Origin of the sequence: Enterobacter sp. 118C5 (assembly GCF_034107645.1) — a bacterium.
Lineage (GTDB): Bacteria > Pseudomonadota > Gammaproteobacteria > Enterobacterales > Enterobacteriaceae > Enterobacter > Enterobacter nematophilus.
This window is the reverse complement of sequence record NZ_JAWNEU010000001.1, coordinates 512275-534051: the sequence shown is the minus strand read 5'-3', so window position 1 is coordinate 534051 and position 21777 is coordinate 512275. Positions and strand designations below refer to the sequence as shown.

General features: G+C 57.5%; 20 protein-coding genes and 1 pseudogene. 8 read left to right on the top strand and 13 right to left on the bottom strand.

Annotated elements, in window-relative coordinates; all coding sequences use genetic code 11:
* Positions 1 to 80: 80 nt before the first annotated feature.
* The gene (locus tag UTO39_RS02525) at positions 81 to 794 is read left to right on the top strand and encodes an isochorismatase family protein (protein ID WP_151413757.1); all 714 of its coding nucleotides are present in this window, start codon (positions 81 to 83) and stop codon (positions 792 to 794) included.
* 61 nt (positions 795 to 855) lie between these two features.
* Positions 856 to 1809, top strand: coding sequence for a helix-turn-helix domain-containing protein (locus tag UTO39_RS02520; protein WP_320726368.1), 954 nt, complete (start codon positions 856 to 858; stop codon positions 1807 to 1809).
* Positions 1810 to 1817: 8 nt separating this feature from the next.
* Here UTO39_RS02520 and nhoA read toward each other — a convergent pair whose 3' ends face one another.
* A complete protein-coding gene (gene nhoA / locus UTO39_RS02515; RefSeq protein WP_320726367.1) occupies positions 1818 to 2654 on the bottom strand; it encodes an N-hydroxyarylamine O-acetyltransferase in 837 nt (278 codons plus the stop codon).
* A 108-nt stretch (positions 2655 to 2762) separates the two neighbouring features.
* Here nhoA and UTO39_RS02510 point away from each other — a divergent pair, with 108 nt between their 5' ends.
* The 3 genes from UTO39_RS02510 (at position 2763) to UTO39_RS02500 (ending at position 4249) form a co-directional block, all read left to right on the top strand.
* Positions 2763 to 3335 (top strand): flavin reductase family protein, encoded by a 573-nt coding sequence (locus UTO39_RS02510; protein ID WP_061098118.1) that lies wholly within the window; start codon positions 2763 to 2765, stop codon positions 3333 to 3335.
* 126 nt (positions 3336 to 3461) lie between these two features.
* Positions 3462 to 3824, top strand: a complete 363-nt coding sequence (locus UTO39_RS02505; protein WP_320726366.1) for a CHAP domain-containing protein — start codon at positions 3462 to 3464, stop codon at positions 3822 to 3824.
* Positions 3824 to 4249 carry a DUF3828 domain-containing protein gene (locus tag UTO39_RS02500; protein WP_320726365.1) on the top strand — a complete coding sequence of 142 codons (426 nt, stop codon included), beginning with the start codon at positions 3824 to 3826 and terminating at the stop codon, positions 4247 to 4249. Before UTO39_RS02505 ends, UTO39_RS02500 begins: the two co-directional genes overlap by 1 nt.
* A gap of 64 nt (positions 4250 to 4313) precedes the next feature.
* Here UTO39_RS02500 and fusA read toward each other — a convergent pair whose 3' ends face one another.
* The gene (fusA, locus tag UTO39_RS02495; protein WP_320726364.1) at positions 4314 to 6416 is read right to left on the bottom strand and encodes an elongation factor G; all 2103 of its coding nucleotides are present in this window, start codon (positions 6414 to 6416) and stop codon (positions 4314 to 4316) included.
* A gap of 160 nt (positions 6417 to 6576) precedes the next feature.
* On the opposite strand from fusA, the gene UTO39_RS02490 reads away from it, so the two are divergent.
* The gene (locus tag UTO39_RS02490) at positions 6577 to 6879 is read left to right on the top strand and encodes a helix-turn-helix transcriptional regulator (RefSeq protein ID WP_320726363.1); all 303 of its coding nucleotides are present in this window, start codon (positions 6577 to 6579) and stop codon (positions 6877 to 6879) included.
* A gap of 79 nt (positions 6880 to 6958) precedes the next feature.
* On the opposite strand, the gene UTO39_RS02485 is transcribed toward UTO39_RS02490, so the two are convergent.
* The 10 genes and pseudogenes from UTO39_RS02485 to UTO39_RS02440 all read right to left on the bottom strand — a co-directional run bounded on the left by UTO39_RS02485 (position 6959) and on the right by UTO39_RS02440 (position 16390).
* Positions 6959 to 7960, bottom strand: a complete 1002-nt coding sequence (locus UTO39_RS02485; RefSeq protein WP_320726362.1) for a Kdo(2)-lipid IV(A) acyltransferase — start codon at positions 7958 to 7960, stop codon at positions 6959 to 6961.
* 193 nt (positions 7961 to 8153) lie between these two features.
* Positions 8154 to 8384, bottom strand: a complete 231-nt coding sequence (gene pptA / locus UTO39_RS02480) for a tautomerase PptA (protein ID WP_320726361.1) — start codon at positions 8382 to 8384, stop codon at positions 8154 to 8156.
* A 37-nt stretch (positions 8385 to 8421) separates the two neighbouring features.
* Positions 8422 to 9039 (bottom strand): glutathione S-transferase family protein, encoded by a 618-nt coding sequence (locus UTO39_RS02475; RefSeq protein ID WP_061098114.1) that lies wholly within the window; start codon positions 9037 to 9039, stop codon positions 8422 to 8424.
* Positions 9040 to 9128: 89 nt separating this feature from the next.
* The gene (locus UTO39_RS02470) at positions 9129 to 9902 is read right to left on the bottom strand and encodes an amino acid ABC transporter ATP-binding protein (protein ID WP_163329568.1); all 774 of its coding nucleotides are present in this window, start codon (positions 9900 to 9902) and stop codon (positions 9129 to 9131) included.
* Positions 9886 to 10812: an amino acid ABC transporter permease gene (locus UTO39_RS02465; protein WP_320726360.1), complete on the bottom strand. Its 927-nt coding sequence runs from the start codon at positions 10810 to 10812 to the stop codon at positions 9886 to 9888. The genes UTO39_RS02470 and UTO39_RS02465 overlap by 17 nt, the downstream gene beginning before the upstream one ends.
* Positions 10813 to 10821: 9 nt before the next feature.
* On the bottom strand, positions 10822 to 11331 hold the full coding sequence (locus UTO39_RS02460) for a GNAT family N-acetyltransferase (protein ID WP_320726359.1): 510 nt from the start codon (positions 11329 to 11331) through the stop codon (positions 10822 to 10824).
* Between the two features lie 9 nt (positions 11332 to 11340).
* Positions 11341 to 13604, bottom strand: a pseudogene (locus UTO39_RS02455) (NtaA/DmoA family FMN-dependent monooxygenase).
* Between the two features lie 16 nt (positions 13605 to 13620).
* Positions 13621 to 14742, bottom strand: coding sequence for an amidohydrolase (locus UTO39_RS02450; RefSeq protein WP_320726358.1), 1122 nt, complete (start codon positions 14740 to 14742; stop codon positions 13621 to 13623).
* Entirely contained in the window at positions 14739 to 15740 is a 1002-nt protein-coding gene (locus UTO39_RS02445) for an LLM class flavin-dependent oxidoreductase (RefSeq protein WP_320726357.1), read from the bottom strand. The genes UTO39_RS02450 and UTO39_RS02445 overlap by 4 nt, the downstream gene beginning before the upstream one ends.
* Before the next feature lie 110 nt (positions 15741 to 15850).
* Positions 15851 to 16390, bottom strand: a complete 540-nt coding sequence (locus UTO39_RS02440; protein ID WP_320726356.1) for an AAA family ATPase — start codon at positions 16388 to 16390, stop codon at positions 15851 to 15853.
* Between the two features lie 417 nt (positions 16391 to 16807).
* Between UTO39_RS02440 and ansP the strand changes: the two genes are divergently transcribed.
* Positions 16808 to 18304, top strand: coding sequence for an L-asparagine permease (ansP, locus tag UTO39_RS02435; RefSeq protein WP_320726355.1), 1497 nt, complete (start codon positions 16808 to 16810; stop codon positions 18302 to 18304).
* A 49-nt stretch (positions 18305 to 18353) separates the two neighbouring features.
* Here ansP and UTO39_RS02430 read toward each other — a convergent pair whose 3' ends face one another.
* Positions 18354 to 19415, bottom strand: a complete 1062-nt coding sequence (locus tag UTO39_RS02430) for a YncE family protein (protein ID WP_266177956.1) — start codon at positions 19413 to 19415, stop codon at positions 18354 to 18356.
* Positions 19416 to 19658: 243 nt separating this feature from the next.
* Between UTO39_RS02430 and pqqU the strand changes: the two genes are divergently transcribed.
* Positions 19659 to 21773 carry a TonB-dependent receptor PqqU gene (pqqU, locus tag UTO39_RS02425; protein ID WP_320726354.1) on the top strand — a complete coding sequence of 705 codons (2115 nt, stop codon included), beginning with the start codon at positions 19659 to 19661 and terminating at the stop codon, positions 21771 to 21773.
* Positions 21774 to 21777 lie beyond the last annotated feature (4 nt).

Here is a 21777-nt window from a genome sequence, read left to right as displayed (position 1 = left end):
TTGGTTCTCCAGGTGACTCATACCGTTAGCGACCGTGCGGAATAATGGCTCCCGAACACAACACAGAGGGAGTTCGCGTGATGAAACCATTTTTTCGTACGGCTTTGCTGATCGGCATGATGAGCACTTTTTCAACCTATGCTAACGCTCAGGAAACGACCGACAGGAATAGCAAGACCATCCGTGCAATGACGGGCGCAACGGCGACTTCGTCTTTATCCGCCTCACAAACTGCGTTAATCGTGGTGGATATCCAAAACGAATATTACGCAGGTAAAGATTTTCGTGGTCAGATGGTGATCCCTGATGGCGATAAGGTACTGAAGAACAGTCAAAAGCTGGTTAGCTATGCCCATCAAAAGGGGATGCCGGTCTACTTCGTTCGTCATATGGGGCCGAAAGACAGTCCACTGTTTGCCGAGGGATCTATCTATGCGCAGTTCCATAAAGATCTGCAGCCTTCTGCGCAAGACGCCATTATCACCAAAGCGACCCCGAGCTCTTTTGTTGGCACCGATCTGGATGCGCAATTAAAGAAAAAAGGCATCAAAAAGGTGATAGTCATTGGCCTGATGACGCACATGTGCATTTCCTCTACCGCGCGTGACGCTGTACCGCTGGGCTATAACGTGATTATCCCTGAAGATGCGACAGCAACACGCGATCTGGATGATGGTAAGGGTGGCGTGGTGGACCACAAAACGCTGCAGCGTGCGGCATTAGCCGGTGTTGCCGATGTGTTTGCCGAAATTATGACGACCAGAGACGTTATGGCGCTGCCAGTCACAGAATAAGACCGGGCTTGATCCCTGCCGCCAGCCAGGACTTTATACTGGCTGGCACAAGGAGGCTTACATGACGCTTAAAATTGGTATTGTTGTATTTGACGGTATTATTCCTTTTCACCTTTCGGTGCCCTATGCCGTATTTGAGAAAGCGCTAACGCCAATGGGCGCCCCCCTTTGCCAGCTTGTCGTATGCGCCACCACGCCCGGCGCGCTTAAAACCAATGCCGGATTTTCTATCCTTGTCGAGCGTGGGCTTGATGAGCTGGCCGGAATGGATATGGTGATCGTCCCAAGCTGGGACAGTCCCGAGCATGCCCCGTCCCCCGATCTCCTGCAGGCCCTGCAAAAAGCACATGCCGCGGGTTCACGTATTGTGGGTTTGTGTATGGGCGCGTTTGTGGTCGCCGCTGCCGGGCTACTTGAAAACCGCCCTGCAACGACGCACTGGCGCTGGGCGTCTGACTTTCAGCGTCTCTATCCCTCCGTGCAGATGGATAAAGACGTTCTTTATATCGATAATAGTGACGTTGTCACTTCTGCGGGCACGGCGGCCAGTATCGACTGCTGCCTGCATCTGGTGCGTCAGGCCTGGGGCGCGGAAGTGGCGAATAGCGTAGCGCGGTTGCTGGTGGTACCGCCCCACCGCCAGGGAGGACAACGTCAATACGTAGAACTGCCGGTTCAGAACACGCGTCGTGGAGATAATTTCACCGACGCGCTAGCCTGGGCGACGGAAAACCTCCAGCTTGCGCTCACGCTGGACTGCGTGGCGGGAAAAGCCTGCATGAGCCGTCGCAGCTTTACCCGGCGTTTTCAGCAAACCACCGGTGAGAGCTTTTCGCGCTGGCTGCTAAACCAGCGCATTATCGTCGCCCAACGCTATCTCGAAAAAACCGACCAGCCTGTGGATGACATTGCCGAGCGCGTCGGGTTTCCCTCGACAACGTCCTTGCGCCGCCACTTTCACAAGCTGCTTAACACCTCGCCATCTCGCTATCGGCGCGAGTTTCGTGGCCGATAGCGAGGGGGCTATTTCCCGTGCGTTTCAAACCCTGCCATCACCGCCGTGAGTTCTGCCAGCGTAAAGCCGTGCTTCGGATCGTCAACGCCCAGCCCAAAGCGCTCCTGCATCAGTTGATACAGCGCCCCGGCATCCGGCAAATGGATCTGCTCCTCCACGTGCCCGTTCTGCCAGTGGGTGAAGTTGAAGTTGGTCAGCGTCAGCTTGCCGCCGTCCGGCAGGTGGCGGCACATTAGCAGATGATGACGAAAATGCGACTGCGGCCAGTGCGCCGACCAGAAGTTCCCCATCACGTAATCGCTGAAATACTGCGTCGTCAGGTCAAAATGGTACATCGACTGCCAGTGCTCGTGGTGGCGGAACTGCAGCACCCAGTCGTTGCCCTCGCTCAGCAGACGGTAGATGCCGTGCGGGGTCTCCTGCTCCTCGTTGGCGAGCAGACGAATCGGCGCCGTCAGCGTCTGTCCGCCAAACCCCACGTCGGCAATCCAGCGCTCGCCGTTCAGCTCGACCAGCAGCAGGCGGTGCGTGCGCGGCGGCATCTGCGCCGGATTTGCCAGTACGACCCGCCCCAGCACGCTGCGCACGGTAAACCCGACTTCACGCAACGCGCGCTCAAAAAGACCGTTTTGCTCAAAGCAATATCCCCCGCGTCGCGCCGTCACCAGCTTGTCGACCAGACATTGATCTTCAAGATGGATTTCGCGCGGCAGGACGACATCAATATTTTCGAACGGGATCGCACAGTTGTGGTGTAAATGCAGCGCGCGCAGGGTATCGATATTCACCCGTGGCGGTTGCGCCCAGCCGATGCGAGCGAAATAGGCGGTCAGAAATGGGGACATGCATCATTTTCCTTTGATTGTGATGTTCTGTTTATAAACTAATTTTACGCACTCACTTTGATTTACGTGCTTTTTCGCCATACTCATCGGTGTAGATGAGGAGATCCTATGAGCCACTTTCGCCCTGTTGAATTACGTCATGCCAGCCGTCTGCTCAACCACGGCCCCACCGTGCTTATCACCAGTCGGGATGAATCCCTCGACAGACGCAACGTGATGGCCGCCGCGTGGTCAATGCCCGTTGAGTTTGAACCGCCGCGCATCGCAATAGTCGTGGATAAAAGTACCTGGTCACGCGAGCTGATCGAGCGCAGCGGAAAGTTTGGCATCGTCATCCCCGGCGTGGCGGCGGCCAACTGGACGTTCGCGGTGGGTAGCGTGAGCGGGCGCGACGAGGACAAATTCAACTGCTACGGGATCCCGGTCGTGAACGGCCCTGAGCTTGGCCTGCCGGTGATTGAAGAAAAATGCCTGGCGTGGATGGAGTGCCGGTTACTACCCGTCACTTCCGCGGCAGAAAAATACGATACGCTGTTTGGCGAAGTGGTTTCCGCAGCAGCGGATGAACGCGCGTTTGTCGCCGGACGCTGGCAGTTTGACGGGGATAAGCTGAATACTCTGCATCATCTGGGCGCGGGGACGTTTGTGGCGAGCGGGAAGATGGTGAAAGCGCTGGATTGATTTACTTAATCATATCCCACTGAATTATTAAAAATTTCTATGGCATTTTATGTTTATCATGATGATGTAAAACGGAGGATATTTCAGAAGTTGTTGCATAAACAAACTTTCATTAAGGAAATATCAATGTCATGGAATAAAGATGGTGCAATATCATATGCGAAATCCCACGCGCAACCCAAGAGCACGGGTTATTGTGCTCGCTACGTAACCGAAGCGATCAGAACGGGTGGCAGATTGAAAATCCCCAACACGCATCTGGCAAAATATATGGGTCGCACATTAGTCAACGCAGGCTTCCGCCTGGTATACGATCAACCCCATGCAGGCGACGTCGCAGTTATTCAAAATATTGTTGGTCATGATAGCGGTCACGTTTGCATATACGATGGTCAGCAGTGGATCAGCGATTTTGTTCAACGCACCCTGTACCCAGGGCAGGCTTACCGCAACATACAACCACATTACGAACTGTTCAGGCATGATTAATGAAAACACTCTGCTTTTTACTTTTAGCCCTTTCTCCGCTCGCGGCCGCAGAAAACGTTTATGCACCCGGACAGGCGGCGCTTAAATTCAATCAATGGTATATCGCGCAGTTAGATCAGAACAAACCGCCCGTACTTAACCCAGATATTATGAATGATTACGTTGCCTCGGGGACAATTGCAGCAATAAAAGAATTGTATTCAGGTGACAGTAACGAAAAAGATATGCCCGATGCCGATATGTTCATCAAATCACAGGATTGGGATGAGGACTGGAATCAGATAACCGTCCTGCACTCTGATTTTGACGCCGTTTGCACAAACGTCTATATCGCGTTTGGTAAGAAACAAGATCACGTTGTTGCAGATTGTCTTGTTGAAGAACAAGGGAAATGGAAAGTCCGCTCGGCAACGCTAATTAAGTAACATGCATAATCTCCGTGCCGTATAAAAAGCACATGGTAGCCAAACGACTACCATGTGTAATTAATTAACTCTTCGCACGCTTCGCAATAATCTCATCCGCAACATTCCGCGGTGCTTCCGCAAAATGATGGAACTCCATCGTATACGTCGCGCGACCCTGGGACATCGAGCGCAGCGCGGTGGCGTAACCAAACATCTCCGCCAGCGGTACGTCAGCGCGAATAATCTGACTGCCGTACTGCTCCGCCATCCCCTGCACCATGCCGCGGCGGGAAGAGAGATCGCCCATGATGTTCCCGGCGTACTCTTCCGGCGTTTCCACCTCCACGTGCATGATCGGCTCAAGAATAACCGGATCCGCCCTGCGAGCGCCCTCCTTGAAGCCGAGGATCGCCGCCATGCGGAACGCCATCTCCGAGGAGTCGACGTCGTGGTACGAGCCAAACGTCAGCGTCGCTTTGACGTCGACCACCGGATAGCCAGCCAGCACGCCGCTGTTCATGGCCTCACGCAGCCCTTTCTCAACGGACGGGATATACTCGCGCGGCACCACGCCGCCCTTGGTGGCATCTTCAAATTTAAAACCACTTCCGGGCTCCAGCGGCTCCAGGCTCAGGACCACATGGCCGTACTGCCCTTTACCGCCGGACTGCCGGACAAATTTGCCTTCGATATCCTTCACCGCCTTGCGCAGGGTTTCGCGGTACGTCACCTGCGGACGACCGATATTCGCCTCGACGCCAAACTCACGCTTCATGCGGTCGACGATGATCTCCAGGTGTAGCTCACCCATCCCGGAGATAATGGTCTGGCCGGACTCTTCGTCAGTATGCAGGCGGAACGACGGATCTTCCGCCGCCAGACGCTGCAGCGCGATCCCCATTTTCTCCTGATCGCCTTTGGTTTTCGGCTCAATTGCCAGCGAGATAACCGGGTCCGGGAACTCCATGCGCTCAAGCGTGATCACGGCGTTCGGATCGGTGAGCGTGTCGCCGGTGGTTACGTCCTTCAGCCCCACGCAGGCCGCGATATCCCCCGCGCGCAGTTCATCCACCTCATGGCGATCGTTGGCGTGCATCAGCACGATACGCCCGATGCGCTCTTTCTTCTCTTTCACCGGGTTATACACCGCGTCGCCTTTGCGCAGCACGCCAGAGTAGACCCGGATAAAGGTCAGCTGCCCGACGTACGGGTCGCTCATCAGCTTGAACGCCAGGGCGGAGAACGGTTCGTCATCGCTTGGATGACGCTCCGCGTGCTGCCCTTTTTCATCCACGCCGTCAATGGCCGGCACGTCCAGCGGGGACGGCATCAGTTCAATCACCGCATCCAGCATGCGCTGCACGCCTTTGTTTTTAAAGGCGCTGCCGCACAGCATCGGCTGGATTTCGCCCGAGATGGTGCGAATGCGCAGCCCCTTGATGATTTCCGCCTCCGTCAGGTCGCCCGTCTCCAGGTACTTGTCCATCAGCTCATCGCTGGCTTCCGCCGCCGCGGAGACCATTTTTTCCCGCCACTCCCGGGCGGTACTGACTAAATCGTCCGGCACGGGAGCATAGCTGAACGCCATGCCCTGCGTGGCGTCGTCCCACAAAATGGTGCGCATCTTGATGAGATCGACCACGCCGGTGAAACGATCTTCAGCACCCACCGGGATGACAATCGGCACCGGATTGGCCTTCAGGCGCTCCTGCATCATCCGCACGACGCGGAAGAAGTCGGCGCCCGGACGGTCCATTTTATTGACGAAGGCCAGCCGCGGAACGTGATATTTATTGGCCTGACGCCAGACGGTTTCCGACTGCGGCTGCACGCCGCCCACGGAGTCATACACCATCACGGCGCCGTCGAGCACGCGCATAGAACGCTCCACCTCAATGGTGAAGTCCACGTGCCCCGGGGTGTCGATGATGTTGATACGGTGCGGCTCAAAGCCTCTGTCCATGCCCGGCCAGAAGCAGCTGACCGCCGCGGAGGTAATCGTGATCCCGCGCTCCTGCTCCTGCGCCATCCAGTCAGTGGTTGCCGCGCCATCGTGTACTTCACCCAGCTTGTGGCTCATCCCGGTATAAAACAGGATGCGCTCAGTGGTGGTTGTTTTACCGGCATCGATATGCGCGGAGATACCGATGTTGCGATAACGTTCGAGAGGGATGGGTCGGGGCATGATATTTCCTTAAGTCTCATGACTTGTCTGTGACGACCGGGATGGTCGTGCATTCGTTCGTTTGCTATAATAGTCCTATTGTACGAGTATTATCGAACTATTTTTTAACGGTTGACCTATTGTTGATATAGCTCAATCTGACATCACGCGCAGGAAAACGATGATCCCAAACCACCCTGAAACTGAACAAATACTGCTGGAAAATGTGCTCTTTGCCCTCGGCAACCCGCTTCGCCTCTCGATTATTCGCCGGCTCGCCGATGGCAGCGAACTCAGCTGTAACGCGCTGCGCCCGGACGACGTGGTGAAGTCAACGATGACCCACCACTGGCGCGTGTTGCGCGATAGCGGCGTCATCTGGCAGCGCCCTCAGGGGCGGGAGAACATGATTTCATTGCGAAGAGAGGATCTGGATGCCCGCTTTCCGGGGCTGATGGAGATACTGCTGACAGCAGGAAAATGAAAAATACAGCTTATTGATATTTAGCTCATTGTTAGCCGGGCAAGCGCAACGCCACCCGGCACGAGATGAGAGCCGCTTTTTAGTGCTGAACCCCCGAGCGGTCAGAAAGGTCGTCGGCGGAGAGAATATCCACCCGCGATGCCGCGCGCTTGCGGCGGGCATACCTGTCCGGCTGGCCTTCAGGGCGCGTTTTGAAGCGACGGTGCAGCCACATATACTGATCCGGCGCCATCAGCACCGCGCGCTCGATCGCCCGGTTCATCTGGGTTGCGACAGACTCTTTATCCGCGCCCTGCAATGAAGCGCTGATATCTTCAAGAATAATCAGCTCGTATCCGGTACCGTCCGCCCTGCGGCGCGGCACGAACGGGATCACGGCAGGTTTGGCGCTTTTTACCAGCATATAGCTGCCCGCCGTCGTGGCGGCATCCGGGACCGCGAAGAATGGCGCAAACACGCTGTTGGCTTTGCCATAGTCATGATCCGGGGCGTACCACAGAATTTCATTCTGCTTCAGGGCGCGGATCATGCCCTTTAAATCATGGCGATCCAGCATGGTCTTATTAGAACGCAGACGCCCGCGCGTTTGTAGCCAGTCCAGCAGCGCATTATTGTTTGGGCGATAAACTCCAATACCGGGGTTGAGCATGCCAAATATCCGCGCGCCCAGCTCAAGCGTCAAAAAATGCATCCCCACCAGCACCACGCCCTTTCCCTGCTCTCTGGCTTTTTCCATGTGCTCATAACCCGTCACGGTAAAGCATTTCCGCACCCGCCGCTCGGGCCAGAACCACGCCATTCCGGTTTCGATTACCCCCATCCCCACGGACTCAAAATTACGCTGCAGCAAAGATTCACGCTCCTCTGCTTTCATCTGCGGAAAGCAAAGCTCCAGGTTGCGGCGGGCAATCTCGACGCGGCGCGGCAGCAGACGCATGGCTAACCGCCCCAGGCTGTGTCCCAGTCTGTACAGCATCGGGTAAGGCAGCAGCATGATGAGCCACAGCGCGGCGATGCCTGTCCAGCTTAGCCAGTAGCGAGGGTGGAAAAAGGCGGGTGAAAACCGGGGTAATTTTGTCATGAGAAAATTATCCTTTAACGTTGCTGTCCTTAATTGATTCTGCTGGAGATCTTTCCTAAGGATTTATTAAATGTCAGTCAGAAACATTAAGTGTAACGGATAAGATAAAACTCATTTTTATCGTTTTTTGCGAAATGAAGGTATGAGAGGCAGGAGATGCCGGGCAAGACAACGACCCTACCCGGCAAAAAAATTACATCGAATAACCAGGCTTTTTAATTAACTCGTCCAGCTTCGGTCCTATTTCGGTATCCCATACCTGGGCTTTCCAGTCTTCCGGGTTCACCTGGTTCAAAGCAACCGATACTGAACCGTCTTTGCTGTTCAAATGGCGAATAATCACCTCGGCGATATCTGCCGCCAGCGCGGTTTTTTGCTCGTCGTTAAGATCGCGGGGAAAACATTTGATATCTACGTGTGGCATATGCAGGCTTCCTGTTATGTATGAGCATTCCACGTTATCAGATAATGTTGTTTGCCTTTAACACCTTGTGCAGTTCGGGCAGCTGACACACGGTATCCGCAATCGCCGTAAGCTTCGGCGTATTTGTCGCAAACCACTCATGGCGAGGCCCCCAGGTGCGCGCCACCGCTATATATACATCCAGCAGCGTCAGCCGTTCACCCAGCGCAAAAGGGTCGGCCTTGAGCTGATTTTCAAACCACAGATAGAGGGATTTCCGGTACTCGATGCAGTTTTTCTGCAGCTGTTCCGGCGCATCGGGCACCCAGCGTTCGGGGTAGTCGGCGTAAGTAAACGTGGGATAGACGTTCGCCACAAACCAGATAAGCAGACGCTGAAACTGCTGACGCTCGGCCTGCCCCACGGGCGGGGCGAGATCGGGACAGCGGTCGAGCACCATCAGGGCAATCGCCGCCGTTTCGGTCACGATCGCGCCATTTTCAAGCTCCAGGGTTGGCACCTGACACAGCGGATTGAGCTTTTGCAGCAGCTCGCGCTGCGGGCCGGGCTGGTCAAACCCGTCCACGTTCACAAACTGATAAGGGATATCAGCCAGGGTGAGCATCACTTCACCGATCGCCGAGCCCCAGCCGGGTACGCCATAGAGTTTCATCATGTTGCCCCCTCAGGGATAAAAACCCTAAGTGTAGAGCACCATGAGCAGGTTATCCCAGGCGGGTAGACCGCCTGTTTCATCTGCGCTCCTTACAGCACTTTGGAGAGGAACTGCCGCGTTCGCGGGTGCGACGGGCGGTTCAATACCTCGTCGCTGCTGCCCTGCTCCACGATTTTTCCGTCGACCATAAACACCACCTGATCCGCCACTTCACGGGCAAAGCCGATCTCATGGGTGACCACCACCAGCGTGGTGCCGGACCGGGCGAGCTTTTTGATCACGTCCAGCACTTCGCCCACCAGCTCGGGGTCGAGGGCGGAGGTAGGCTCGTCAAACAGCATCACGCGGGGGCGCAGCGCCAGCGCGCGGGCAATCGCGATACGCTGCTGCTGGCCGCCGGATAGATGCCGGGACCAGGCATCGGCTTTATCCCGCAGCCCAACCACGTCCAGCAGGCTGTAGGCCCTTTCCACCGCCTCTTTTTTGCCGAGCTTTTTGTGCGCGATGGGTGCCTCTATCAGGTTTTCCAGCACCGTCAGATGGGGAAAGAGATTGAAGTTCTGAAACACATAGCCCACGTTGACGCGCTGCCTGAGGATCTCCTTCTCCTTCAGCTCGTAGAGTTTATCGCCCTGACGGCGATAGCCGATGTAATCCCCGTCTATCTGGATAAAGCCCTCGTCGACGCGCTCCAGATGATTAATGGTGCGCAGCAGCGTCGATTTGCCCGAGCCTGAGGGCCCGAGAATGACCGTCACGGACCCCGGAGGGATCTCAAGCGAAACGTTGTCGAGCGCCTTATGGCGGCCAAAAAACTTGCTGACGCCGGTAATCGAGATGTGTCCTTCAGGAGAGGCTTGCATGGACGGGCTCCTGTGCTGGCGTGGTGGTAACGGAACGGGCGCGGCGGGTGTCGCGGTTCTGATTGACGGCGGAGCGGCGTTCGCTGCGGGCAAGCGCGCGCTCGACCACATACTGAATGGCCGACAGGACGGTAGTAATGGCCAGATACCATGCGGCACCGACCATCAGCAGCGGGATCACCTCCTGCGTGCGGTTGTAGATCATCTGAATGGTGTAGAACAGCTCCGGCATCGCCAGGACGTAGACCATCGCAGTGCCCTTGGCGAGGTTGATGATTTCATTAAACCCGGACGGCAGAATGGTGCGCAGCGCCTGAGGCAGGATTATCCGCACCGTACGTCGCCAGGCCGGCAGGCCGAGCGCGGCAGCCGCTTCGTACTGCCCGTGATCGACCCCGAGGAATCCGCCGCGAATAATTTCTGCGGTATAGGCGCTCTGCACCAGAGTTAACCCCACCACGGCGGTGGAGAACTGCCCCAGCACGTTGATGGTTTCAAAGCTGCCCCAGGTGATGCCGGTGAACGGCACGCCGAAAGAGAGCCTGTCGTAGAGATAGGAAAAGTTGTAGAGAACGATCAGCACCACGATCAGCGGCAGCGAGCGGAACAGCCAGATGTAGCCCCACGCCAGGCTGCTCAGCAGCCATGACGAGGACAGTCTCGCCAGCGCCAGCATACCGCCCAACACCACGCTCAGCGCGGTGCCGATCAGGGTCAGCAGCAGCGTCTGCCCGACGCCTTCGAGGATCGCCGGGTCAAAGAACCAGCGGGCGAACACCGCCCACTCCCAGCGCGGGTTAAAGGCCACGGACTGAACCACGACCGCCAGTATAAACAGCGCCACCGCGGCGCCGACGGCCCGCAGCGGGTAACGCGCCGGGACCACCTTAATGGTTTCAACGTTGCTCATCGTCGTTCCTCATGCGGTTTTGCTGAACGCTTCGCGCACCAGCGTTTTAGTGAAGCGCAGCCGACCGTCAAACGGCGGCAGGCTGTACTCTTCCGGATCCCGGTTAAGATCGAACTGCGGCTGGTAGCCCTGGCTGAGATAGAGCCGCACCGCTTCGGGCTGGCGAAAACCGGTTGTCAGGTAGATCTGGCTGTAGCCTGCCAGCACCGCCCTGCGCTCCAGCTCCTGCACCACGCGCCCGGCAAGCCCCTGCTGACGCAGGGTTTTGTCCGTCCAGATGCGTTTGATTTCTGCGGTGCGTTCGTCGAAGGGCTTGTACGCGCCGGTGGCGATAATATTCCCGTCGCGCTCCAGCACGATAAACAGCCCCTGCGGCGCTAAATACCACTCGGTGAGCTCCACCTCGGCATCTTTGGAAAAGTAGTCCCCGTAGCGCGCGGCGTACTCACCGAACAGCCCCTCGATAACGGGCTGGAGTTCGGCATCATCCGGCGAGACGTCACGAAATTGTTCACGCATAGCGCCTCCTCAGTCACCCAGCCCAGCCGGGTTCACTTCTGACTGCGGGATGCGCTCAACGCCCTCCCCCCAGCGGTTGAGCACTTTGTCGTAATCGCCGTTTTTGATTACGCCGTTCAGCGCGGTTTTCACCGGCTCAACCAGGCCGCTGCCTTTTTTCAGCGTCACCGCAATGTGCGCCGCCTTCGGCCAGCCGCCGTCGACGCTGCCGACCAGCTTGGTTTTCCCGGTCAGCGCCGCCTTCCATGCGCCAATCACGTTCGGGCCAAAGTAGGCATCCGCGCGCCCGGACTGGAGCGCCAGCGTTTGCGCCGCATCGTCTTTGGTGTAGATCGGCGTAAACGGTTTCAGCCCCTTCTTCAGGTTTTCAGCATTCCATGCCAGCAGGATGGCCTCCTGATTGGTCCCGGAACCAACGATAATCCGCAGCCCGGCGATATCCTCCGCCTTCTGAAGCGATGCGATCGGGCTGGTCGATTTCACGTAGAAACCGAGGGAGTCCTTACGGTAGGTGGCAAAATCAAACTTCTCTTTGCGCGCTTTGGTAACGGTAATGTTGCTGATGGCCGCATCGTATTTTCCGGACGCCACGCCCAGCGGCCAGTCTTCCCAGGAGGTTGGCACCACGTTCAGCTCCAGCCCGAGGCTGTCGGCCACCAGACGGGCGACGTCAACCTCGCTGCCGAGCAGCGTTTTGTTGTCGTCGGAAAACACCGTCAGCGGCGGTTGATTGAGGCCCGCCACCGCCACGGTAAATTTCCCCGGCACGGCAAAGCGATAATCTTTCGGCAGCTGCGCCACGGCATCGCTGTTTTTGGCGGTGTTGATCGGCGTTTTATTGGCTTCGATACTCACGCCGGTGCCGTTGATGTTCACATTCTCTGCCCAGACGGCAGGGGTAAAGGCCAGCGCGAGCGCCAGAATAAGCGTTGTTTTCTGCATAGCGGTGTTCTCTTTTATTGTTGTGTGAACTGGTTTTTAGGTAGGTCTAAGCCCAGACTCTCGCGCAGCGTGGTGCCCGGGTAGTCGGTGCGGAACAGGCCGCGCGCCTGTAAAACAGGCACTACCTGGTCAACAAAGCGCGGAAAGGTATCCGGCGTTCCGCCCTGAATGATGAAGCCGTCCGCGGCATAGCCTTCAAACCAGGCCTGCAGACCGTCGGCGACCTCCTCCGGCGTGCCGGAAAAGCGCGGGCGCGGCGATGCGGCCTCAAGCGCCACCTGACGCAGGGTTAAGCTGCGCTCGCGGGCATTTCGCTTGATTTCATCGGTGGTGCTGCGAAAGCTGTTTTTGCCTAAGTCGCCGATATCCGGGAACGGCTCGTCGAGCGGATACTGGCTGAAATCGTGATGCTCAAAATAACGTCCGAGGTAGTTGAGGGCATCGTTGATCGACACCAGCGCCGCGGTGGTTTGATACTGGTTTTCCACATCGTCGGCGTCCTTGCCCACAATCACACTGACGCCCTGGAAAATATGTAAATCTGACGCGCGGCGGCCGTTTGTTTCCAGCTGCTGCTTCACGTCGCGGTAAAACGCTTTCGCTTCTTCGAAGGTTTCGTGATGGGTAAAAATGGCGTCGGCATGTTTCGCCGCCAGCTTTTTTCCGTCGTCCGACGCGCCCGCCTGAAAAACAATCGGACGCCCCTGCGGGGTGCGGCCAATATTCAGCGGCCCGGCGACCCTGAAGAAGTCACCGTGGTGATTCAGGGCGTGAAGTTTAGCCGGGTCAAAAAACTGCCCGCTCTCTTTGTTGCGGATGAACGCGTCGCCTTCCCAGGAGTCCCACAGCCCTTTCACCACGTCGAGGTACTCATCGGCAATGCGGTAGCGCAGGGCATGCTCCGGGTGTTTTTCGCGGGAAAAGTTCTTCGCCGAGCCTTCCAGCGGCGAGGTCACCACGTTCCAGCCCGCGCGCCCGTTGCTCAGGTGATCGAGGCTGGCGAACTGGCGTGCCGTGGTAAAGGGCTCGCTGTAGGAGGTGGATAAGGTTCCCACCAGCCCCAGACGCGAGGTGATGCTTGCCAGCGCAGAGAGTACCGTTAACGGCTCAAAGCGGTTTAAAAAATGCGGAATGGATTTCTCATTAATATAAAGACCGTCGGCAACAAATAAAAAATCGAGTTTGCCCTCCTCCGCTTTTAACGCCGTCTCTTTTACAAATTCAAAATTAATGCTGGCATCCGCGACCGCCGCTGGATGACGCCAGGCGGACATATTTCCGGACGCACCGTGCAAAATGGTCCCGAGCCGCAGTTGACGATGTGCAGACATATTTACCTCTCCAGAATTAAACGTGTTGCAGCGCTTTTTCCGCAAGCTGTGCGAAATAGCGGGCAGCGGGCTCAATTAATGCTTCGTCCGGATTAAATGCCGGGTGGTGTAAACCAAACGGGCTATTGCTGCCGATGCTGACAAACGCGCCGGGAACAGACTGCAAATAAACCGCGAAATCTTCCCCGCCCATATGCAGCTCCGCGTGCCGGGTTTCATACCCCACCTCACGGGCAACCGAGGTGGCAAAATCGGCCCAGCGCTCGTCGTTCACCAGCGCGGTGGGCCCGGCATACCAGGTAATATCAATCTGCGCGCTGAAGGCGCTGGCAAACCCGGCGGCGATTTCGCCCACGCGGGCCTTTACGTTCTGCTGCACCTCCAGGCGGTGGGTGCGCAGCGTGCCTTCCAGCTCGACGCTTTCCGGCAGCACGTTCCAGGTATTCCCCCCGGCAATGCGCGTTACGCTCAGCACCACCGAATCCAGCGTGTTGACGTTGCGGCTGGCAACGCTCTGCAGCGCCGTCACCAGCTGGCTCGCCAGCACAATGGCGTCGTTGCCTTCGTGAGGACGCGCGGCGTGCGCGCCTTTGCCGGTAATGCGGATTACGAAGCGGTCGACGTTGGCATAGAACGGCCCGCCGCGGGTGGCGAACTCACCGACCGGCAGGCCGGGCTCGTTGTGCATGCCGAAGATGGCGCGGACGTCACGGAGGGCCCCCGCGCGCACCATGCTCTTCGCCCCGCCAAAGTTCTCTTCGGCAGGCTGGAACAGGATCCGCACCCGGCCGTTGAGCGAGGCTTCGCGCTCTTTGAGCTTTAACGCGGCGCCGAGGATCACGCTGGTGTGGATATCGTGTCCGCAGGCGTGCATCACGCCCGCCCTCTGCGAGCTAAAAGGTACGCCGCTGCGCTCCTCAATTGGCAGGGCATCAATGTCTGCCCGCAGCGCAATCAGCTTGTCACCGGTCCCGATTTCCGCCACCAGCCCGGTCGGCAGGTCGTAGGGCTGTGGGGGTATTCCGGCATTCGTCAGCCACTGGCGCAGGCGCGCGGTGGTCTCCACTTCCTGGCCGGACAGCTCCGGGTTCCGGTGCAGCTCGCGGCGCCAGGCAATCAGCTGTTCGCCGAAGCTCATGCGGTGACCTCCCTGTTAAGACGCGCCTCGGCCAGCAAACGCAGGGACTGGACGCGCGCTGCCCCCTCCGCGACCGGCGTGTCGATGATAAATTCGTCAATGCCCCACTGCTCATGCAGCGCGTTAAGCTGTTCCAGCACCGACTCAGCCGTGCCTGCCAGAAGCGACTGCGCCCGACGGGCAATGCGCACCGGCTCGCTCCCCGCCTGACGGGCAAAGGCGTAGGCCTGTTCCTCGCTGGCGACGGTCACGCGCTGGCCGTTTGCCAGCTCGACGCCCCATGCTTCGACCTTCTGCGCCAGCGCGTCCGCCTCGGCATGGGTCGGCGCGACAATCGCCTGCACCGCCACAATCACCTCCCGCGCGCTGTTCTTACGCCAGGTTGATACCACCTCGCGCAGCAGTTCCGGGTCGCCGTTCAGGTGCGCGGCAAAGACGAAGTGCCAGTCGAGCGATGCAGCGAGCAGCGCGCTTTCGGTGCTGGCGCCCAGCAGAAAACCCTGGGCAGGTACCGGCGGCAGCGGCGTGGCGCGCACGGCTTCCTCCGCAGACTGACCTTCAGGACGGATCCAGCGATCGAGCTGGGCCAGCTGTTCGGCAAAGCTGCCTTTTTCATGTTGATGCAGCCCCTGCTGCAGCGCGCGGGTCGAGAGCGGCAGCCCGCCGGGGGCCTTCCCGACGCCCAGATCCACGCGACCTGGCGCCAGCGCGGCCAGAACGTTAAAGTTTTCAGCGACTTTATAGGGGCTGTAGTGCTGGAGCATCACGCCGCCGGATCCGACGCGGATGCGCGTGGTTTGCCCGAGGATCCAGGCAATCAGCAGCTCCGGCGAGGAGCTGGCAAGATGAGGAGTGTTGTGGTGTTCGGCAATCCAGAAGCGGTGATAGCCCAGATTTTCTGCCTGTTGCGCCAGCGCCAGCGTCCGCGCCAGCGCATCGGCAGCCGTTTCATTTTCAGCGATGGGGCTTTTATCCAGAATGCTGATTCGCCATGACATGTTGCGTTCTCGTTTGACTTAACATGTCGACATTATTAAAGGCGCATTTCACCACTGAGAAACAATTAATTTACATTTAGTTTCCCGGAAAACAGAAAAGCATAACCCTGCTAGCGGTGTGATTTTAGCGATGAAATCAGCGCATCCGCCTCCTGACGACGGGTGATGCGGACAAACTGGATATGGCTGTACTGCGGGTTTTGCATGTCAGCTTCGTAACGCTTGCGGTTGCTGCGCCACGTTTTAATTGTCCAGATGATGATGGACTCCCGGCTGAAAAATGAGCGGCGGAAGCTTTCGCGGTTTCCGGTGCCGGGCCACAGCTCCTGCCGGTGCCATGCGCGTTTGAATGCGCGCGTGACCGCCTGCCGGAGCGTGCGGGTGAATCCGCAGTCGACCCACACGACCATATCCACATCACGCCACTTCACCGGGCGCGTGCGGTTGTAGTTGCCGTCAAGCACCCAGCCGGGCGTGGCAGCGAGCGTATCCTCCAGCGTGTCTAGCAGCACTTCGTCCGGTGTCCCCTGCCAGTCAGGGCGCCAGTACAGCCTGTCCATCTCAATATACGGGAGCGACAGCTCCGTCGCGATGCGTCTGGCAAGCGTACTTTTTCCACTTCCGCTGGTACCGATAATATTAATTTTCACCGTTCCGCCTGACCCTGCTGAAGAAAACGGATCGCATCATATCGTTTTAGTTTTGTTAATGAAACGCCAGTGAGGCGCAGCAGGCTGGCGCTCTACCCCTATGTAATTATTAAGGGATTCTGATGATTAAAGCAGCACTTCAATAATTGTTTTGACTAAAAAATCGCCGCGATTCAGCGCGTTGTAATCATTGTCTGCTCTGACCACACGATTTCCTTCGACCTGCATCACTTTCGGCACGGTTATATTTTGCGTCGCTTATGAATTGCAGGTAGGATGCCTCGCCATGTTTCGCCTTATCCATACGCAGAATGACTGGGAAGGCGGCATGTGTTTGCGCAGAAGCAATCGTTTGTATTGCATTCTGCCAGGCAGGACTATCACGATAATGGTTCAGACAGGCAAACAGGTAACTCAATGAAAACAAGCAATAAAAGCGCAGCCGATCATCATGCTGCGAAACGTCGCTGGTTGAACTCTCACGAAGAGGGCTACCACAAAGCGATGGGCAACCGTCAGGTTCAAATGATCGCCATCGGCGGCGCTATTGGAACGGGTCTGTTTTTAGGTGCTGGCGCGCGTCTGCAGATGGCGGGCCCGGCTCTCGCCCTGGTTTATCTGGTGTGCGGGATTTTCTCCTTCTTTATTCTTCGCGCGCTGGGTGAACTGGTACTGCATCGCCCTTCCAGCGGAAGCTTCGTCTCTTACGCCCGAGAATTCCTTGGTGAAAAAGCCGCCTACGTGGCAGGCTGGATGTACTTCGTCAACTGGGCGATGACCGGTATCGTCGATATCACCGCCGTTGCGCTCTATATGCACTACTGGGGCGCGTTCGGTGATGTGCCGCAGTGGGTCTTTGCCCTTGGCGCGCTGGCGATCGTCGGCACCATGAACATGATCGGCGTGAAGTGGTTCGCCGAGATGGAGTTCTGGTTTGCGCTGGTCAAAGTGCTCGCCATTGTGATTTTCCTGGTGGTCGGTACCGTCTTCCTCGGCAGCGGCAAGCCGCTGGATGGCAATGCTACCGGCTTCCACCTGATAACCGATAACGGCGGCTTCTTCCCGCACGGCCTGCTGCCTGCGCTGGTGCTGGTTCAGGGCGTGGTGTTTGCCTTTGCCTCTATCGAGCTGGTCGGTACCGCTGCGGGCGAATGTAAAGACCCGCAGACCATGGTGCCAAAAGCCATTAACAGCGTGATCTGGCGTATCGGTCTGTTCTACGTCGGCTCCGTGGTGCTGCTGGTTCTGCTGCTGCCGTGGAACGCCTATCAGGCCGGTCAGAGCCCGTTCGTCACCTTCTTCTCGAAGCTCGGCGTGCCTTACGTGGGCAGCATCATGAACATCGTGGTGCTGACGGCGGCGCTCTCCAGCCTGAACTCCGGTCTTTACTCTACCGGGCGTATCCTGCGCTCCATGTCGATGGGCGGTTCCGCGCCGAAGTTCATGTCGAAGATGAGCAAGCAGCACGTACCTTACGCGGGCATTCTGGCCACGCTGGTGGTTTACGTCTTCGGCGTATTCCTGAACTATCTGGTGCCGTCACAGGTCTTCGAGATCGTTCTGAACGTGGCCGCGCTGGGGATTATCGCCTCCTGGGCCTTTATCGTGGTCTGCCAGATGCGTCTGCGTAAAGCCATTAAAGAAGGTAAAGCCGCAGATATCAGTTTCAAGCTGCCGGGCGCGCCGGTGACCTCCTGGCTCACCCTGCTCTTCCTGTTCAGCGTGCTGGTGCTGATGGCGTTCGACTACCCGAACGGCACCTATACCATTGCCACCATCCCGCTGCTGGCCGTGCTGCTGATCGCTGGCTGGTTCGGCGTGCGTAAGCGCGTTCACGAAATTCACAGCACCGCGCCGGTTCATCCGGACGATGAAAAACACGACGCGCCGCTGGTGGAAGAGATCTCGCGTTAAGCATCAAAAAAGCATTAAAAAGGGAAGGCCTATGCCTTCCCTTTTTTTATTACAGCGCGATACGAATCACGTCGTCAGGCTGGGTCGCTTCCTGCTGGCGGGTAGATTTCTGCTTCACCGTCACGTAGAGCGTTTTGCCATCCGACGAGAGCGCCAGGCTGTTCGGATAGACCGGCGTATCGAACGTTTTAGTCACTTTGTAGGTTTTCGCGTCGATCACGCTCACCTTGCCGGCCTCGCGGTGCGTCACGTAGGCTTCATTGCGCGCCGGGTTAAACAGAACGGCCAGCGATTCAGGCGCGGCGATCTTCTCGATCACGCTGCCGTCTTTCAGGCTCACCGCCAGCACTTCCGGCTGTTTTGAATCGGTCAGGAACGCGCGCTGACCGGCGGTGTCCAGGCTCAGGTTCAGGTAGAAGTGCTCTTTTCCGTCGTCCTGCACTTTTTTACGGCTCAGGATTTTGTTGGTGGCGGTATCAATGGTGACCAGCTCGCCGTCAGCATTGGTGGTGTAGAGGCGTTTCGCCTTCGCATCCAGCGCCAGACCGGTGCTGTACGTGCCGGTATTGGCAATGGTCTCTTTCAGCTTCAGCGTTGCGCCATCCACGACCCAAATCACGCTCTCTTTGCCGACACCGGTGATGTAAATCGTGTTGCTCGCGTCATCCGCCACCAGCTGGCGCGGCTGCAGCGGCTTGACGGTTTCACTGCGCTGGCGGCTATCAAGCACCAGACGCCCTTTCACGTCGCCCGTTTTCGCATCAATGGCCGTCACCGCGCCGTTGATCGTATTACCCAGCCACAGGGTTTGCGTCGCGCCGTCGAGGGTGGCGCCAAACGGTTTGAGATCGCTATGAATAGCCTGCGTCACCTCCAGCGTGGCAGGATCGAGGCGATAGATAACGCCACCCTTGTCGAGTTTACGGCTTTGCGACGTCGCAACCCACAGCGCGTTCTCCTGCTGGCTGACCGCCATTTCATAGGCACCCTTACCCACCGCTTTACGCAGCATCTCTTCGGCGGCATGCGCCTGGAAGGTTCCGGCAAACAGTAAAGCGGCAGACAGCAGAGACGTACTCAGGCGTGGCGAGCACAGATGGCGTAAAGACATAACAATTCCTTTTTTGAAAATTGGGGGTACTGCTGACATCGCTTCCGGCTGGCAACGTCATGGCATTGCCGTTTTGATAATGAGAATAGTAATCATTAATAAGTTAAAAGTGGAGTTTTTCTTTTCCCTATTGCCTTTCATTAACGCAATGTGCGGTTATAGTTTTCAAAACATTTACAAAACCTTTAACATGTATGGACATGTTCCATTTGGTTCGTTTATACATCACAACCGGTTTTACTCATGAAAATCATATCTGCCCGTAAGGCATCTCTCCCGCTGCTGCTGGTTCCCGTCGTTTTTGCGCCTTTAAGCGCGATAAGCGCAGAGGAACAGACCATGATCGTTAGCGCGACGCCGCAAACCGTATCAGAGCTTGATACCCCGGCGGCGGTCAGCGTCGTGAATGGCGACGATATGCGCCACGCCGCGCCGCGCATTAATCTCTCCGAATCGCTTGGCAGCGTTCCGGGACTACAGATTCAGAACCGTCAGAACTATGCTCAGGATCTCCAGCTTTCGATGCGCGGATTTGGTGCCCGGTCAACGTTTGGCGTGCGCGGCATTCGCATGTATGTCGACGGTATTCCAGCCACCATGCCGGACGGACAGGGCCAGACCTCCAACATCGATCTCTCCAGCATTGACAGCGTTGAGGTGCTGCGCGGTCCCTTCTCCGCCCTGTACGGCAACGCCTCCGGCGGCGTGATTAACATCAATACGCAAACCGGACAGCAGCCGCCGACCATCGAGGCGAGCAGCTATTACGGCAGTTACGGGACATGGCGCTACGGCATGAAAGCCACCGGCGCAATGGGTGACGGGACGCACGCGGGGGACGTGGATTACACCGTATCCACCACCCGCTTCACCACTAAAGGCTACCGCGACCACAGCGGCGCGCGGAAGAATCTCGCGAACGCCAAACTGGGCGTACGCATTGACGACGCCAGCAAGCTGACGCTGATTTTTAACAGCGTGGACATGAAGGCCAACGATCCGGGCGGCCTGAGCTATCAGGAGTGGCAGGACAACCCGCGCCAGTCCCCGCGTGGCGATCAGTACAACACGCGCAAGACCATCAAGCAGACTCAGGCGGGGCTGCGTTACGACCGCCAGCTTAGCGCTCAGGACGATCTCAGCGTGATGATGTACGCCGGCGAGCGTGAAATGACCCAGTACCAGTCGATCCCCTTTCAGCCGCAGCTGAGGCCTTCTCACTCCGGCGGCGTGATCGATATGCAGCGTCATTATCAGGGGGTTGATACCCGCTGGACGCACCGCGGCGAGCTGCTGGTGCCGGTCACCTTCACCACCGGTCTGAACTATGAAAACATGAGTGAAGACCGCCGCGGGTACGAGAACTTCGTGATGAACAACGGCGTGCCGGACTACGGCGTGAAGGGTGATAAACGCCGGAACGAACGTAACCTGATGTGGAACGTTGACCCTTACCTGCAGACCAGCTGGCAGCTGACGCAGAAACTGTCCGTCGATGCGGGCGTGCGTTACAGCTCGGTCTGGTTTGATTCCAACGACCATTACGTTACGCCGGGCAACGGCGACGACAGCGGTGACGCGAGCTATCACAAGTGGCTCCCGGCGGGCTCCGTGAAGTATGCGGTGACGGACGCGTGGAACCTCTACGCTGCCGCAGGACGTGGCTTCGAAACGCCAACCATCAACGAGCTCTCGTATCGCGCCGATAACCAGGGCGGCCTGAACATTGGCCTGCAGCCCTCCACGAACAACACGTATGAGGTGGGCAGCAAAACCCGCATTGGCAATGGCCTGCTGACGGCAGCGCTGTTCCGCACCGATACGGATGACGAGATCGTGGTGGATGCCAGCTCTGGCGGCCGCACCAGCTATAAAAATGCCGGAAAGACCCGCCGTCAGGGAGTCGAAGTGTCTCTCGATCAGCAGTTCGCTGAGAGCTGGAAGCTGAAAATGGCGTGGACCTATCTTGATGCCACCTACCGGACCAACGTCTGCGGCGACGCGGACTGTAACGGCAACCGTATGCCGGGCATTGCCCGCAATATGGGCTATGCGTCGTTTGGCTGGCAGCCTGAAGAAGGCTGGTACGCGGGCTCGGACGTGCGCTATATGAGCGATATCATGGCCGACGACGAGAACACGGCGAAAGCGCCGTCGTACACGGTGGTCGGGCTGAATACCGGGTATAAATTCAACTACGGCAGCTGGGGGATGGACGTCTTTGGCCGCGTGGATAACCTGTTCGACAAAGAGTACGCTGGCTCGGTTATTGTCAACGAATCCAACGGGCGTTATTACGAGCCAGCGCCTGGCCGTAACTACGGTGTGGGCCTGTCGGTTTCTTATCGATTCGAGTAAGAAA